Annotated in this window: 14 protein-coding genes; 10 read left to right on the top strand and 4 right to left on the bottom strand. The window is 63.1% G+C overall.

From position 1 onward, the window contains the following. The first annotated feature begins 5 nt into the window (after positions 1–5). The 7 genes from nuoL to U3648_RS06385 all read left to right on the top strand — a co-directional run bounded on the left by nuoL (position 6) and on the right by U3648_RS06385 (position 9,256). Positions 6–2,135 carry an NADH-quinone oxidoreductase subunit L gene (nuoL, locus tag U3648_RS06415; protein ID WP_420858415.1) on the top strand — a complete coding sequence of 710 codons (2,130 nt, stop codon included), beginning with the start codon at positions 6–8 and terminating at the stop codon, positions 2,133–2,135. After that, a complete protein-coding gene (locus U3648_RS06410; protein ID WP_420858414.1) occupies positions 2,135–3,685 on the top strand; it encodes an NADH-quinone oxidoreductase subunit M in 1,551 nt (516 codons plus the stop codon). Before nuoL ends, U3648_RS06410 begins: the two co-directional genes overlap by 1 nt. 12 nt (positions 3,686–3,697) lie before the next feature. Further along, positions 3,698–5,134, top strand: coding sequence for an NADH-quinone oxidoreductase subunit NuoN (nuoN, locus tag U3648_RS06405; protein ID WP_420858413.1), 1,437 nt, complete (start codon positions 3,698–3,700; stop codon positions 5,132–5,134). Then, positions 5,124–5,885 (top strand): biotin--[acetyl-CoA-carboxylase] ligase, encoded by a 762-nt coding sequence (locus U3648_RS06400; RefSeq protein WP_420858412.1) that lies wholly within the window; start codon positions 5,124–5,126, stop codon positions 5,883–5,885. Before nuoN ends, U3648_RS06400 begins: the two co-directional genes overlap by 11 nt. Before the next feature lie 9 nt (positions 5,886–5,894). Then, complete coding sequence (locus U3648_RS06395) at positions 5,895–6,668, top strand: type III pantothenate kinase (protein ID WP_420858411.1); 774 nt, start codon at positions 5,895–5,897, stop codon at positions 6,666–6,668. Further along, positions 6,665–8,332 carry a ribonuclease J gene (locus tag U3648_RS06390; protein WP_420858410.1) on the top strand — a complete coding sequence of 556 codons (1,668 nt, stop codon included), beginning with the start codon at positions 6,665–6,667 and terminating at the stop codon, positions 8,330–8,332. Before U3648_RS06395 ends, U3648_RS06390 begins: the two co-directional genes overlap by 4 nt. A gap of 84 nt (positions 8,333–8,416) precedes the next feature. Further along, the gene (locus U3648_RS06385; RefSeq protein ID WP_420858409.1) at positions 8,417–9,256 is read left to right on the top strand and encodes a HalD/BesD family halogenase; all 840 of its coding nucleotides are present in this window, start codon (positions 8,417–8,419) and stop codon (positions 9,254–9,256) included. Here U3648_RS06385 and U3648_RS06380 read toward each other — a convergent pair. After that, a complete protein-coding gene (locus tag U3648_RS06380; protein ID WP_420858408.1) occupies positions 9,253–9,813 on the bottom strand; it encodes an HD domain-containing protein in 561 nt (186 codons plus the stop codon). The two genes, U3648_RS06385 and U3648_RS06380, sit on opposite strands and share 4 nt — an antisense overlap. Positions 9,814–9,899: 86 nt before the next feature. Continuing rightward, complete coding sequence (locus tag U3648_RS06375) at positions 9,900–11,360, bottom strand: DEAD/DEAH box helicase (protein ID WP_420858407.1); 1,461 nt, start codon at positions 11,358–11,360, stop codon at positions 9,900–9,902. Positions 11,361–11,604: 244 nt separating this feature from the next. Between U3648_RS06375 and purM the strand changes: the two genes are divergently transcribed. Together purM and purN are read left to right on the top strand one after the other, a co-directional pair. Continuing rightward, positions 11,605–12,648, top strand: a complete 1,044-nt coding sequence (gene purM, locus U3648_RS06370; RefSeq protein WP_420858406.1) for a phosphoribosylformylglycinamidine cyclo-ligase — start codon at positions 11,605–11,607, stop codon at positions 12,646–12,648. Beyond that, a complete protein-coding gene (purN, locus tag U3648_RS06365; RefSeq protein ID WP_420858405.1) occupies positions 12,645–13,262 on the top strand; it encodes a phosphoribosylglycinamide formyltransferase in 618 nt (205 codons plus the stop codon). The genes purM and purN overlap by 4 nt, the downstream gene beginning before the upstream one ends. Here the strand turns inward: purN and U3648_RS06360 are convergent. Further along, the gene (locus tag U3648_RS06360; RefSeq protein ID WP_420858404.1) at positions 13,202–14,230 is read right to left on the bottom strand and encodes a Hint domain-containing protein; all 1,029 of its coding nucleotides are present in this window, start codon (positions 14,228–14,230) and stop codon (positions 13,202–13,204) included. The two genes, purN and U3648_RS06360, sit on opposite strands and share 61 nt — an antisense overlap. Before the next feature lie 161 nt (positions 14,231–14,391). Here U3648_RS06360 and rnd point away from each other — a divergent pair, with 161 nt between their 5' ends. Beyond that, complete coding sequence (gene rnd / locus U3648_RS06355) at positions 14,392–15,552, top strand: ribonuclease D (RefSeq protein ID WP_420858403.1); 1,161 nt, start codon at positions 14,392–14,394, stop codon at positions 15,550–15,552. A gap of 2 nt (positions 15,553–15,554) precedes the next feature. Here the strand turns inward: rnd and U3648_RS06350 are convergent, their stop codons facing one another. Next, positions 15,555–16,043: a hypothetical protein gene (locus tag U3648_RS06350; RefSeq protein ID WP_420858402.1), complete on the bottom strand. Its 489-nt coding sequence runs from the start codon at positions 16,041–16,043 to the stop codon at positions 15,555–15,557. Positions 16,044–16,166: the final 123 nt, after the last annotated feature.

Genomic DNA, 16,166 nt, shown 5'->3' with positions numbered 1-16,166 from the left:
CCGACATGGAAACGACAATCCTTTTCGCACCCCTTGTCGGGGCCATCATCGCGGGCTTCGGCTGGCGGATGATCGGGGAAACGGCGGCCCAATGGCTGACCACCGGTCTTCTGTTCCTTGCCGCGATCCTGTCCTGGGTCGTCTTCCTTGGCCATGACGGCACCACCCAGCACATTGAAATCCTGCGCTGGATCCAGTCCGGCGCACTGGACACCAGCTGGGGCATCCGGCTGGACCGCCTGACCGCGATCATGCTGATCGTGATCACGACGGTGTCGGCGCTCGTTCACCTGTATTCGATGGGCTACATGGCCCATGACGACAATTTCGAAGGGGCCAACTACAAGGCGCGCTTCTTCGCCTACCTGTCGTTCTTCACCTTCGCCATGCTGATGCTGGTCACATCGGACAACCTTGTTCAGATGTTCTTTGGCTGGGAAGGCGTGGGGGTCGCATCCTACCTGCTGATCGGCTTCTACTACAAGAAACCCAGCGCCAACGCCGCCGCGATCAAGGCCTTCGTGGTCAACCGGGTCGGTGACTTTGGCTTTGCCCTTGGCATTTTCGGCCTGTTCTTCCTGACCGACTCGATCAATTTCGACGTGATCTTTGCCGAGGCGCCGCATCTGGCGGAAACCCAACTGCACTTCCTCTGGACCGACTGGAACGCCGCGAACCTGCTGGCCTTCCTTCTGTTTGTCGGCGCGATGGGGAAATCGGCGCAGCTGATCCTGCACACCTGGTTGCCGGACGCGATGGAAGGCCCGACCCCTGTGTCGGCGCTGATCCACGCCGCGACCATGGTCACCGCCGGTGTCTTCCTTGTCTGCCGGATGTCGCCGCTTTATGAATTCGCGCCCGAGGCGAAGCAGTTCATCGTCTTCCTTGGCGCCTCGACCGCCTTCTTCGCCGCGACCGTGGGTCTGGTGCAGAACGACATCAAGCGTGTCATCGCCTATTCGACCTGTTCGCAGCTGGGCTACATGTTCGTCGCCGCCGGTGTGGGCGTCTATTCGGTCGCCATGTTCCACCTGCTGACCCACGCCTTCTTCAAGGCGATGCTGTTCCTTGGCGCGGGGTCCGTGATCCACGGGATGCACCATGAACAGGACATGCGGAATTATGGCGGTCTGCGTAAGAAACTGCCGCTGACCTTCTGGGCGATGCTGATCGGCACGCTGGCGATTACCGGTGTCGGGATCCCGCTAACCACGATCGGTTTTGCCGGGTTCCTGTCGAAGGACGCGATCATCGAAAGCGCCTATGCGGGCGGCACCGCCTATGCCTTCTGGCTTCTGGTGGTCGCGGCCGCGATGACCAGCTTCTACAGCTGGCGGCTGATGTTCCTGACCTTCTGGGGCACGCCGCGCGGCGACAAGCACACCCACGACCACGCCCATGAAAGCCCCGCCGTCATGACCGTTCCGCTGGGCGTTCTTGCGATCGGCGCGATCTTTTCGGGCATGGTGTTCTACGGGCCGTTCTTTGGCGACCACAACACGGTGAACAAGTTCTTTGGGATCACCCATGAAGAAACCGTGGCCGATGCCGGACATGGCGAAGACGCCGCCGCCGACGATCACGCCGCCCCCACCACGGAGGAAGGCGACCACGCCGCATCTACCGCGGAGGAGGGCGACCACGCCGCCACCGCTGCCGACGGTCATGCGGTTGCCGCGCCGGGGCAGGGGGCCATCTACATGGCCGCCGACAACCACGTGCTGGACGACGCGCACCACGCCCCGAAATGGGTCAAGGTTTCGCCCTTCGTTGCGATGATCCTTGGCTTTGCCCTGTCGTGGATCATGTATATCTGGCGCCCCGAATGGCCGGCCAAACTGGCCGAGCAGCAGCGCCCGCTGTATAACTTCCTGCTCAACAAGTGGTACTTTGACGAACTTTACGACGCGATCTTCGTGAAGCCCGCCAAGGCGCTTGGCCGCATCCTGTGGAAGGTCGGCGACGGCAAGATCATTGATGGCGCGATCAACGGGCTGGCGATGGGGATCGTTCCCTTCTTCACCCGCCTCGCGGGCCGGGCCCAGTCTGGCTACGTCTTCACCTATGCCTTCGCGATGGTTCTGGGCATCGTGGCAATCCTGACCTGGGTGGTTCTCACCGGGGGGGCGAACTAATGCAAAGTCTTCTGTCGATTACCACCTTCATCCCGCTGATCGCGGCCGCCATTCTGGCCCTGTTCCTGCGGGGCGATGATGCGGCGGCCCAACGCAATGCCAAATGGGTTGCGATGATCGCCACGCTGGCGACCTTCCTTGCCTCGCTGTTCATCTTCTTCGGCTTCGACCCCGCCGATACCGGGTTCCAGTTCGTGGAAGAACGCGATTGGATCCTTGGCCTGAAATACAAGATGGGCGTGGACGGGATCAGCGTGCTGTTCGTGATGCTGACCACGTTCCTCATGCCGCTGGTGATCTGGTCGGCCTGGGATGTGAAGGTCCGGGTCAAGGAATACATGATCGCCTTCCTGATCCTTGAAACGCTCATGCTGGGCGTGTTCATGGCGCTGGATCTTGTGCTGTTCTACCTCTTCTTCGAGGCGGGGCTGATCCCGATGTTCCTGATCATCGGTATCTGGGGCGGCAAGGACCGGATCTACGCCGCGTTCAAGTTCTTCCTATATACCTTCATCGGCTCGGTCCTGATGCTGGTTGCCATGATCGCCATGTATATGGATGCGGGCACCACCGATATTCCGACCCTGATGACCCATGTCTTCGCGCATGAGACCTTTGGCCTTCTGGGTATTCAGGTTGTCGGCGGGTTGCAGACACTTCTGTTCCTTGCCTTCTTCGCCAGCTTCGCGGTGAAAATGCCGATGTGGCCGGTCCACACCTGGTTGCCGGACGCCCACGTTCAGGCGCCGACCGCAGGGTCGGTCGTTCTGGCCGCGATCCTGTTGAAGATGGGCGGCTATGGTTTCCTGAGGTTCAGCCTGCCAATGTTCCCGGTCGGGACCACCGTGATGACCGACCTTGTCCTGTGGATGTCGGCGATTGCCATCGTCTACACCTCGCTGGTTGCGCTGGTGCAGGAAGACATGAAAAAGCTGATCGCCTATTCGTCGGTTGCGCACATGGGCTATGTCACCATGGGGATCTTCGCGGTGAACCAACAGGGGATCGACGGCGCCATCTTCCAGATGCTGTCCCACGGGTTCATTTCGGGCGCGCTGTTCCTTTGCGTCGGCGTGATCTATGACCGGATGCATACGCGTGAGATCGACGCCTATGGCGGCCTGGTGAACCGGATGCCCGCCTATGCGCTGATCTTCATGTTCTTCACCATGGCCAACGTCGGCCTGCCGGGCACCTCGGGCTTTATCGGGGAATTCCTGACGCTGATGGGTATCTTCCAGGTCAACACCTGGGTGGCGCTGGTTGCGACCTCGGGCGTGATCTTCTCTGCCGCCTATGCGCTCTGGCTCTATCGCCGGGTCGTGATGGGTGAACTGGTGAAGGAAGCGTTGAAGTCGATCACCGACATGACCGCGCGGGAAAAGATGATCTTTGCCCCGCTGGTGTTCTTCACCCTGCTTCTGGGCGTCTACCCGGCCCCGGTCCTTGACGTGATCGGGCCCAGCGTCGCCGCTCTTGTCGACCATGTCCACGCCAGCATCCCGGCCGAGATGATGGCCGATGCCGCAACCGCCGCCGCCGCGCATTAAGGAGAAGGCAAGATGATCTCTGCCGATATTCAGACCGTCCTGCCGGAAATCGTCCTGGCCGTTTACGCGATGCTGGCGCTGATCGGTGCCGTCTACACGACCAAGGACAAGGCCGCCCCCTTCTTGACATGGGCCACCGCTGGGCTGTTCGTGGTGCTCGCCGGGTGGGTCGGCATGAACGGGTCGGGCGTGACCGTGGCCTTTGACGGGGCCTTCGTCGACGACGCCTTCTCGCGCTTTGCCAAGGTGACGATCCTACTGTCCGCCGCCGCCGTTCTGGTGATGGGTCAGGACTACATGGCGCGCCGGGGTCTGCTGCGGTTCGAATACCCGATCCTGATCGCGCTCGCCGCCGTTGGGATGATGGTCATGGTCTCTGCCGGCGACCTGATGGCGCTCTACATGGGCCTCGAACTGCAATCCTTGTCGCTTTACGTCGTGGCCTCGCTGCGGCGTGACAGTGTGAAATCGACAGAAGCGGGTCTGAAATACTTCGTCCTCGGGGCGCTGTCCTCGGGCCTTCTGCTCTATGGTGCCTCGCTCACCTACGGCTTTGCAGGCACGACCCTGTTTTCGGGCATCATCGAGGCGGCAAGCCACGAACCGTCGCTGGGTCTGCTGTTTGGTCTGGTCTTCCTGATCTCTGGCTTCGCCTTCAAGGTCTCTGCCGCGCCGTTCCACATGTGGACGCCGGACGTCTACGAAGGGTCGCCGACCCCGGTCACCGCCTTCTTCGCAACCGCGCCCAAGGTCGCCGCGATGGGCCTGTTCGCCCGCGTCGTTTGGGATGCCTTCGGCGGGGTCACGGGCGAATGGCAGCAGATCGTCGCCTTCCTGTCGGTTGTGTCGATGTTCCTTGGGGCCGTGGCCGCCATTGGCCAGACCAATATCAAGCGTCTGATGGCCTATTCCTCGATCGCCCACATGGGCTTTGCCCTGATGGGTCTGGCTGCCGGGTCGCTTCTGGGTGTGCAGGCGATGCTGATCTACATGGCCATTTATGTGACCATGAACGTCGGCACCTTCGCCTTTATCCTGTCGATGGAAAAGGATGGCCGCCCGGTCACCGACATCGCCGCGCTGAACCAGTATTCCAAGCGCGAACCGCTCAAGGCGCTGGCCATGCTGGTGCTGATGTTCAGCCTTGCTGGCGTGCCGCCGATGGTGGGCTTCTTCGGCAAACTGTATGTGCTGCAGGCCGCTGTCGATGCGGGAATGGCATGGCTGGCGGTTGCCGGTGTGATCGCCTCGGTCATCGGGGCCTTCTACTACCTGCGGATCGTCTACTACATGTATTTCGGCAGCGATGGCGACGGCGTCGAAACCCGCATGTCGCCGGTTGGCTGGACGATGCTGATGGCCTCTGCTCTGATCATGGTCGTGGGCGTGGTGAACCTGTTCGGCATCGAACCGCTGGCCGCCGCCGCGGCCGGGTCGCTTGTCAACTGATCGCAGCCCCGGCGGGCATTGGCCCGAAGGATATGACCGCCTCATCCTGGACGAGGTGGACAGCACCATGGCGGAGGCCGCGCGTCGCGTCGGCCTTCTTGACCGTCCGACATGGATCATGGCCCGCAGGCAGACCGCCGGAAAAGGGCGGCAGGGGCGCCCGTGGTCCGATCCGCCGGGCAACCTTGCTGCCACGCTGATCTTCCGGCCCGAGGCCACCCCGGCAGAGGCCGCGCGGCGGTCCTTCCTTGCCGCCAACGCCCTTCTGGAATCCCTCGCGATCTATACCGATCGCGGCGGGCTGGCGCAGAAATGGCCCAATGACGTGCTGCTGAACGGCGGCAAGGTCGCAGGTATTCTGCTGGAAAGCTCCTCGGGCGGGGCTTTCGTCAATTGGCTGTCGATCGGGGTCGGCGTGAACCTGCGCCACCCACCCGCCGCCGTCAAAGACGCGACCTTTCGCCCGGTCAGCCTGCTGGACGAAGGCGGAGAGCCCGTCGCGCCCGAGGTGTTTCTGACCACTTTGGCCTCGGCCTATGCCACGCAGGAACGGAAACTGTCGCAGTTCGGCTTTGGCCGTATCCGGGCCGACTGGCTGCGGCACGCCGCCAAACTGGGCGAGGAAATCACCGCCCGCACCCCGCGCGAAGAGGTCACTGGCCTGTTCGACACGGTGGACGAGGACGGCAACCTTGTGCTTATCACCGCAACCGGACCCCGGCGGATCGCCGCGGCCGATGTGTATTTCTAGGGGACGGCCATGCTGCTGTGCATTGATACCGGCAATACGAACACCGTGTTTTCCATCTGGGACGGGACGCGGTTCATTTCCACTTGGCGGACCTCGACCGAGCATCAGCGCACGGCGGACCAGTATTTCGTCTGGCTGACGACCCTGATGCAGGCATCGAAGATCGACGTGACGATTGACGAGGTGATCATTTCCTCGACCGTGCCGCGCGTGGTGTTCAACCTACGCGTCCTGTGCGACCGGTATTTCAACTGCCGCCCGCTGGTCGTGGGTAAACCCGAATGCCTGCTGCCGGTGCCGCCGCGCGTCGATCCGGGCACAAGGGTCGGGCCGGACCGTCTGGCCAATGCGGTCGGCGCGTTTGACCGGCATGGCGGAAACTGTGTGGTGGTCGATTTCGGCACCGCCACCAACTTTGACGTGGTGGCCGAAGATGGTGCCTATGTCGGGGGTGTGATCTCTCCGGGGGTGAACCTCAGCCTCGAAGCCCTACATCAGGGGGCAGCGGCCCTGCCGCATGTTGATATTTCCCAGCCCGAGCGGGTGATCGGCACCAATACGGTGGCCTGTATCCAATCCGGTGTGTTCTGGGGCTACGTGGGCCTGATCCAGGGGATCATCGCCCGCATCAAGGACGAATACGGACGGCCGATGAAGGTCGTCGGCACCGGGGGGCTTGCGCCCCTCTTCGCGCAGGGTGAAGCCCTGTTTGACACAATTGAAGATGACCTGACGATGCACGGGCTGACCGTGATCCACAGGTTCAACAAGGAAACTCAATGAGTAATGAACGACTGATTTATCTCCCCCTCGGTGGCGCGGGGGAGATCGGGATGAACGCCTATGTCTACGGCTATGGCAAGCCCGGCAAGGAACGGCTGATCGTGGTCGATCTGGGCGTGACCTTCCCGGATATGGACACAAGCCCCGGCGTGGATCTGATCCTGCCTGATATCGCATGGCTTGAGGCCCGCAAGGGGCAGATCGACGGGATATTCATCACCCACGCCCACGAAGATCACATTGGCGCGATTGGCCATTTCTGGGAGCGTCTGGGCGCCCCGGTCTATGCCCGCGCCTTTACCGCCCATCACGCCCGCCGCAAGATGGAGGAAATGGGCCAGCCAGGGACCGCCGTTCACACGGCCAGCCCTTGGCCCGAGGTGACGCAGGCCGGTCCCTTTACCGTGGGCTTCGTGCCCCTGTCCCATTCCATCCCCGAAAGCGCGGGTCTGGTGATTGACAGTCCGGCAGGCCGGGTTGTCCATTCCGGCGACTTCAAGATCGACCATACGCCGGTCGTCGGCGAACCCTTTGACGAAGCGGTCTGGGAAGAGATTGCCAAGACCGGGGTCAAGGCGCTTGTCTGCGACTCGACCAATGTCTTCTCGCCAGACCCGGGCCGGTCCGAGGCGGGCCTTGCCGACCCGATCGAGGCCTTCATGCGCGACGCGACCGGCATGGTCGTGGCGACCACCTTTGCCTCCAACGTCGCGCGTCTGAAGACATTGGCCGAGGCCGCGAAAAAGGCGGGCCGGTCGGTCTGCCTTCTGGGCCGCGCCATGCGCCGCATGGTCGAGGCGGGGATCACCACCGGCGTCCTGTCGGATTTCCCATCCACCATCTCGCCAGAGGATGCGGTATCCGTCCCGCGCGAAAACCTGTTCCTGCTGGTGACCGGCAGCCAAGGCGAACGGCGCGCGGCCTCGGCCCAGCTGGCGCAGGGAAAATATCTTGGGATCAGTCTGAAAGAGGGCGATACCTTCCTGTTCAGTTCCAAGACCATTCCCGGCAACGAACGCGGCGTGATCAAGATCATGAACCAGCTGTCGGAAATGGGTGTCGACGTGGTCGACGACCGGGGCGGGCTGTATCACGTATCGGGCCACGCCAACCGGCCCGACCTTGAAACCATGCACCGGCTGATCCAGCCGCAGATCCTGATCCCGATGCACGGCGAACACCGGCATCTGCGCGAACATGCCAAACTGGGCACGGCAAAGGGGATCGAAAGCGTTGTCGCGGTCAACGGGATGATGATCGACCTGACCGGCAACCGCCCCGAGGTGGCCGACTATATCGAAACTGGCCGCACCTATCTGGACGGGTCGGTGAAGATCGGCGCGCTGGACGGGATCGTTCGCGACCGCATCCGCATGGCCCTGAACGGCCATGTCGCCGTGTCGCTCATCATGGATGAAAACGACGACCCGCTGGGCGATCCCTGGTGCGACCTGATGGGCCTGCCGGAACTGGGCCGCGGCAACGAACCGCTGGCCGAGGTGCTGGAGGCGGAACTGGCGCAGGTTCTGATGCGGATGGGGGACAAAACCCTGACCGACGACGACAAGCTGGAAAAGGAAATCCGGCAGACCGTGCGCCGCGCCGCCCAGAACGAGATCGGGAAGAAGCCCGAAGTGACGGTCATCATCAGCCGGCTGGGCTGACCGATTTCCGACCTCGGGGCGGTCGCAAAAGGCAAAGCATGGGCTAATTGGCGGGGGTCTCCTGAACGACAGGAGGACCCCGCCATGACCCATCGCGCCGAAGATCTGATAGACCTTGACCGCTACCCGATCCACGACCCCGCCCGCCGGGACGCGGTGATTGCACCCGTGCGCGAAAGCCTGCGACGGGACGGTTGCGCGGTGATCAAGGGATTCCTTCGGCCCGCGGGTGTCGCCGCGATCTGTGCCGAAGCCGACGCCGTGGCGCATCTGGGTCATCACAGCCGCAACCGCACAAATGTCTATTTCACCGCCGACAATCCGGACCTGCCCGACACGCATCCGGCCCGGCGGTTCTTTGACCGGTCGAACGCCTTCATCCCCGCCGATAATTTCGGCGCGGATGGCCCGCTGCGCACGGTCCATGATTTCGCGGCGTTCGAGCCGTTCATCAAGGACTGTCTGGAAGAGCCGAAGTTCTACCGCTACGCCGATCCGCTGGCCGATGTGATCGTGAACACCGCCGGGGAAGGCAACGGGTTCCCCTGGCATTTCGACACCAACAATTTCACCGTCACACTGGCGATCCAGAACGCAGAAGAGGGCGGGGAGTTCGAGTATGCCCCCAACATCCGCCGAGAAAATGAGAACCTGGACGAGGTGACTCGGGTCTTGGATGGCAGCTCGGACAAGGTCGTGTCGTTGCGGCTGGAACCGGGCGATCTGCAGCTGTTCCGGGGGCGGTATTCCCTGCATCGGGTCGCGCCCCTGCGTGGCGACAGGCCTCGCCATGTGGCGATCTTCAGCTATGTGGAAGAACCGGGCATGGTCGGCGCGCCCGAACGGACCCGGCAGCTCTACGGTCGTGTCCTGCCGATCCATCTGGAACGGGCCGGACATCGGGCCGATGCGCTGATGGACTAGCGCGCGGCCTCGGTCAGGCTGGCGACTTGCCGGGTAAGCCGGTCGGACAAAGCTCCGGGAAAGGCGGCGGTCAGGGCCGTGGACAGCGACTGGTAATACCAAAGCGTCCCGGCCTTTCCGGCGGTGAATCGGTCAAAAACCTCTGGTCCGACGGTGTGCAGGTCTTCAAGGATGGTGGTGACATTGTGGACCTTGTCCGCGCAGGTCACCAGCAGGGCATCGCCCTTGCCGGGGATCGCCGCGATATAGGCGTCCTTGCGTTGCTTCCACGGGGCCTTTTGGCCGCCGTCGCTGTCCGAACAGGCATAGACCATGTCGGCCACGCGGTCGCCGAACTGCGCGCGGATCGCCTCGCCGGTTGCATGGCCGCCCGCATCTTCGACCGCGTCGTGCAGCAGTCCCGCAATGGCCTGGTCTTCGTCCCCGCCATATTCGATCACGAGGGCCGAGACGGACAGAAGGTGAGACAGGTAAGGGATGGCCGTGACCTTGCGGCACTGGCTGCGATGCAACCGCGCGGCAAGGCACAACGCATCGTCGTAACGATGTGTCAGCATGGTGTTTTCCAATGTTTGGGAAGGTTGGGTGGGCCAAGGCCCACCCCTGTAAGATAGGCGTTCCGGTCAGGAACGCAAGGACGGGCCTATCCGGCCCGCCGTTCGGCAAAGCTGAGGCGGATGAAGGCGGGGGCGTCGTCGCCCATGCCAACGATCTGACGGTCATCACCGCCACGGCCGCCCTTACCACCGCGATTGCCTCGGTCGCCCCGATCCCCACGGTCACGGCGCGGCTTTTCGGCTTGCGGTTCCGCTGCGGGTGCCACGGGCTTGGCGGCCTCTTGCGGGGCGGCGGCCTGTTCCTGCGCCGGTGCGTCGTCCTTCTTGCGCGACCGGGACCGGCTGCGCTTGGGCTTGTCTTCGCGCGGGGTGTCGTCCCGTGCCTCGGCGGCAGGGGTGCCCAGCGGGTTTTCGATGCGCGGGATTTCCTTCTGGATCAGTTTCTCCACCGCATCGAAATACTTCTCGTCGCGGGGATTGCAGATCATCATCGCCTTGCCCGACCGACCGGCCCGGCCGGTGCGGCCGATGCGATGGACATAGTCCTCGGCATGGCTGGGCACGTCGAAGTTGAACACATGGCTGACCGCCGGAACGTCCAGCCCGCGGGCCGCCACGTCCGACGCCACCAGAAGGCGCAGCTTGCCGTTGCGGAAATCGTCCAATGTCCGGGTCCGCTGGCTTTGGTCCAGATCGCCATGGATGGCGGCGGCGTCATAGCCGTATTTCTTCAGGCTCTTGGCGACCACATCCACATCCATCTTGCGATTGCAGAAGATGATCGCGTTGGTGCAGGCCTCGCCCTCGCCGTCGATCAGGGCGCGCAGCAGGGCACGCTTTTCGCTGTCGGCCTTTTCCCGGCGCGACCCTTTGAACATGACCACGGCCTGTTCGATGGTCTCGGATGCGGTGGCCTGACGGGCAACCTCGATCCGGGCGGGGTTCGACAGGAAGGTGTTGGTGATCCGCTCGATCTCGGGCGCCATGGTGGCCGAGAAGAACAGCGTTTGCCGGGTAAAGGGCGTCAGCCCGAAGATGCGTTCGATATCGGGGATGAACCCCATGTCGAGCATCCGGTCGGCCTCGTCCACCACCATAACCTTCACGTCCGACAGGATCAGTTTGCCCCGTTCGAAATGGTCCAGCAGGCGGCCCGGCGTGGCGATCAGCACGTCGACGCCCTTGTCGATTAGCGTGTCCTGTTCCTTGAACGACACGCCGCCGATCAGCAGCGCCTTGGTCAGTTTGACGTTCTTGGCGTAGGTGTCGAAGTTTTCGGCCACCTGCGCCGCCAGTTCCCGCGTCGGGCAGAGGACAAGGCTGCGCGGCATCCGTGCCCGCGCACGCCCGCGTGCCAGCATGGTGATCATCGGCAGGGTGAAACTTGCGGTCTTGCCGGTGCCGGTCTGGGCGATTCCCAGAACATCGCGGCCTTCAAGGGCAGGGGGGATGGCCCCGGCCTGAATAGGGGTGGGGGTTTCGTAGCCGGCCTCTTCAATGGCCTTGAGAACCTTCTTATCAAGGTTCAGATCGGTGAATTTGGTCATATGCGTCCGTTCTAGGCGGCCCGACGGTTCGGGCGGCAGGTGATGGGACGCGAAATTCCGGGCGCCCCGCGATCGTCTTGGCCCAAACTCGGGCCACGCGCCGCTGCCTAAACCTTTGGGGGCAAAAGGTCAATCAATACGGGGGAAACACGCCGTTTTCGCAGGGCCGGGTTGTGCGTTTGACACTGGAATGCACGGGGCCAATCGGGTATCGGGGCGCCAAGCATCCGCAAAGGGGACCAAGATGGCACAGAAGAACGGGCTGACCTATGCCGACGCAGGGGTCGATATCGACGCGGGCAACACGCTGGTCGAGCGGATCAAACCGGCGGCGAAGGCCACCGCGCGGCCCGGCGTGATGTCCGGCCTTGGCGGATTTGGCGCACTGTTCGATCTCAAGGGCGCGGGCTATGTCGATCCGATCCTCGTTGCGGCCACCGATGGCGTCGGGACCAAGCTGCGCATCGCGATTGACACCGGAAACGTCGACACCATCGGCATCGACCTTGTCGCCATGTGCGTGAACGACCTTGTCTGCCAAGGGGCAGAGCCGCTGTTCTTCCTCGACTATTTCGCCACCGGCAAGCTGGAACTGGATCAAGCCACCCGGATCATCGAAGGCATCGCCAAGGGCTGTGAACTGTCCGGCTGCGCCCTGATCGGCGGCGAAACGGCGGAAATGCCCGGCATGTATCACAAGGGCGATTTCGACCTTGCGGGGTTCGCCGTGGGCGCGATGGAACGCGGCGCGGACCTGCCCGCCGGTGTGGCCGAAGGTGACGTGCTGCTGGGCCTTGGGTCCAACGGTGTTCATTCGAACGGCTATTCGCTGGTGCGCAAGGTGGTGGAACTGTCCGGCCTTGGCTGGGACGCTGCCAGCCCCTTTGGCGATGGCACACTGGGCGAGGCGCTTCTGGCCCCCACCCGTCTTTACGTCAAACAGGCGCTGGAAGCGGTTCGCGCGGGCGGCGTTCATGCGCTGGCCCATATCACTGGTGGCGGGCTGACCGAAAACCTGCCCCGCGTCCTGCCCGAGGGTCTGGGCGCCCATATCGACCTGTCGTCTTGGGAGTTGCCGCCGGTATTCCGCTGGTTGGCGGAAACCGCCGGTATGGCCGAATCCGAACTTCTGAAAACCTTCAACTCGGGCATCGGGATGATCCTTGTCGTCGACGCGGGCCGCGCCGACGCGTTGGAAGCCCTGCTGCTGGACGCGGGCGAAACCGTCAGCCGCCTTGGCACGGTCGAACCGGGCGAAGGCGTGCGCTACTCGGGTGCGTTTCTGTGACGAAACGGGTCGCCATCCTGATTTCGGGCGGCGGGTCCAATATGGTCACGCTGGCCGACAGTATGCGCGCAGACGATCACCCGGCGCGGCCGGTGCTGGTTCTGTCGAACGATCCGCAGGCGGGCGGGCTGGCCAAGGCGCGGGCGCTGAACATCCCGACCTTTGCCGTGGATCACCGCCCCTTTGGCAAGGACCGCGCGGGGTTTGAGGCGGAACTGAACCGCGTGCTGGAAAAGGCGCAGCCCGATATCATCTGCCTTGCCGGGTTCATGCGCATCCTGACCGCCGATTTCACGGCGAAATGGGAAGGGCGGATGCTGAACATCCACCCCTCGCTTCTGCCGAAATACAAAGGGCTGCATACCCATCAGCGCGCCATCGACGCGGGCGATACCGAGGCCGGGTGCACCGTGCACGAGGTGACCGCCGCGCTGGACGACGGCCCGATCCTTGGTCAGGCGCGGGTGCCGATCCTGCCGGGCGATACGGCCGATGATCTTGCCGCGCGGGTTCTGGTCCAGGAACACCGGCTGTATCCGGCTGTTCTGCGCCGCTACGCCGCCGCTGACCGGACCCCGGTTTTCCTGAGCGGCGAGATCAACGCGCCTTCGTAGGATTTCAGGCATGGCCGCGCCGTGGGCGTGTCCGCCGCGTCCAGTTCGGGGAACAGGACCGCGATTTCCGCCCGCGCCTCGTCCGACATTATCTCGATCGCCTCGGACCCAAGATGCAGGGATTCCGCCGGGCAGCCCTCGGCATAGATCACCTGATGCCCGTCAAGGATCATGTGGAAATAGGTCACCTTGGGGCAGGGGGTTTCACGGATCGTCCGGCCGTTCACAAGGTGTTTGGCCGCCACCAGGACCTGCGGGTCGCCGAATAGCAGCTCTGCCTGCCAGTCGCGGACCAGCATCCGGTGCTGGGGCGACACGCGCAGGCGGCGGTAATTGCCAAGGGCCCCCGGCTCGATCGTGATCGGGGCCATGGCGCGGTAACCCGGCACGGTGCTGGACCCGATCCAGAGGATTGGCATCAGCCCATCATCCATCGTCTTGACCAGATCACCGGCCTTCAGCGTCTCAATCGGCAGCGGTCCCATGTCGGTCTCAATCAGCGTACCCTTTGCAAAGCACGGGAAGGTGGGCGGAGTGGTCGCAAGATTGGAGAACGGAAATTCCTGATACCTTATTGGATTGAGGCCAGGGCCGATCTGATGTGTTCCGGTTCCAACACCGTCAAGGTCGATGATAAGCCCGGTGCTGCCGGGTCCGTCGATGATGATGTGTTCGGCTGACGTCGCCCGACCGTTGTAGTCATCCGTGTCGATTTCGAAGCTGTCATAAAGCGGAACCTCGGGGTCCGAGGTGGGCGGGTAGGCAAAAACCGAGACGGTCTGCCCCGTGACAAACCCGGTATCGCCGTCAACGATGTCTTCGATCACGATGCGAAAGCTGTCGGTCGCGCTGCCCAACGGATCTACGCCACCAAGGGTGACCTTGGTGCCGTTGGACTTTCCGCTGACTGAAACCGACGAGAAAAAACCGATCTCGTCGCCAGTCACAAACAGCTCGACTGTAGACAAGAAATGCTCCGCAACCTGCCCCCCAGGGTACGTGCGTAGAAAATAGCTTGAATTGTCGGGAACTACAACCCTAGCGGAAATCGGATGTCCTGCCCGCCCTTTCCAATCCCGACCCTTTCCAATATCAAGCATCAACCTTTTTTTGAACCGATGCAGGCCATATGAAAACGATTACCACGACCGAGGCGCTGGCCGAATTTTGTGAACGCGCCGCCCTTCACCCCTATGTAACCGTTGACACAGAGTTCCTGCGTGAGCGGACCTACTACTCAAAGTTGTGTCTGCTGCAAATGGCCTATTCCGATGCGGATGGTGGCGACGCTGTTCTGGTGGACCCGTTGGCCGAAGGGTTGTCGCTGGAACCGGTCTATGACCTGTTCCGCAATCCCAACGTGGTTAAGGTGTTCCACGCCGCACGGCAGGATCTGGAAATTTTCTATGTCGAGGCAGGGCTGATCCCCGAACCGCTGTTCGACACGCAGGTGGCGGCGATGGTCTGCGGCTATGGCGAACAGGTCGGATATGAAACGCTGGTCCGCAAGATCGCCAAGGCGGAGTTGGACAAATCCTCGCGGTTTACCGACTGGTCACGCCGCCCGCTGACCGATGCCCAGCTGACCTATGCAGTGGCCGATGTCACCCACCTGCGGCAGATCTACGAGGTGCTGTCCAAGCGGCTGGAACAGTCCGGCCGCGCCCGCTGGGTGGCCGAGGAAATGGCCGTTCTGCGCGACCCGGCCACCTATGTCACCAAGCCAAGCGAGGCCTGGGAACGGATCAAGACCCGCACCAACAGCCCGAAATTTCTGGCCGTGGTCAAGGAACTTGCCCGGTTCCGCGAAGGCTATGCTCAGTCCCGCAACATTCCGCGGACCCGGGTGTTCAAGGATGACGCGCTGATCGAGCTGGCGTCGACCAAACCCACGTCGGACAAGGATCTTAGCCGGTCCCGACTGCTGCTGCGCGAGGCCCGCAAGGGCGAGATCGCAGAGGGTATTCTGGCCGCGGTGAAGGCTGGGCTTGAAACCGCCCCCGACGACATGCCGCAACCTGACCGCAGCCGGGAAAAGCTACAGGTCAACCCGGCGCTGGCCGATCTGCTGCGCGTGCTTTTGAAGGCGCGTTCCGATCAGGAAGATGTGGCGCAGAAACTCATCGCTACCTCGGCGGACCTGGATCTGATCGCGGCGGGCGAACGGGATGTCCCGGCGCTCAAGGGCTGGCGGAAAGAAGTGTTCGGCGATGCGGCCATCGCGCTGTGCAATGGCAAGATCGGCCTTGCCACCAAGGGGCGCAAGGTCGTCACCTTCGATCTGGACTAGGATCAGCGGCTGGCGCTGCGGCTGTTGGAGGCACCCCGGACGACGATCCGGCGGATGCCCGCCAATTCCTCCGCGCTGATCGGTTCGGCCACGGTGATCCGGCGGCTTTGCGCGGGTCCGTCGGTGGTAAATTCACCGGGGGCCTCGACCCGGAAATCATAGGTGGCGGTGCCGTTTTCGACGGACACCAGAACCAGTTCGGCGTTGAAATACCCCTGCCGCGACGCGGTGCCGGTGGCCCGCAGGATCGCCCCGCTGGGCGAGCGAAGCACCTCGACCACATCGACCGTTGCGATCAGCACCCGGCCATCCACCACTTGCACCTGGCGGCCCTCAGGCACCAGCGGGCGGACCTCTTGCGGGGCGGTCGCCTCGGTCGCTTGGCGGCCATTGCCGAACCAGTTCATCGGGTTCATCCGGCTGTCGGCCAGACGGGCGCACCCCGACAGGGTCAGGGCAAGGCAAAGGGCGGTCACGGCGGGGCGCAGCATGGGCGAGCCTATCGGTTGGATCTTTCTGGAGAAAATGCCTAGCCCATCGCGGGCTTCTTGAAAAGCGCCCACTGGACCTTTGCGGCGCTGCCCCCTACATCACGGGCAACCGGAAAGGGATCG

The sequence above is a fragment of the Marivivens marinus genome (assembly GCF_035969385.1).
GTDB lineage: Bacteria > Pseudomonadota > Alphaproteobacteria > Rhodobacterales > Rhodobacteraceae > SELP01.
Note: the sequence above shows the minus strand (reverse complement) of the source record. Positions and strands in the feature narration are given on the sequence as shown.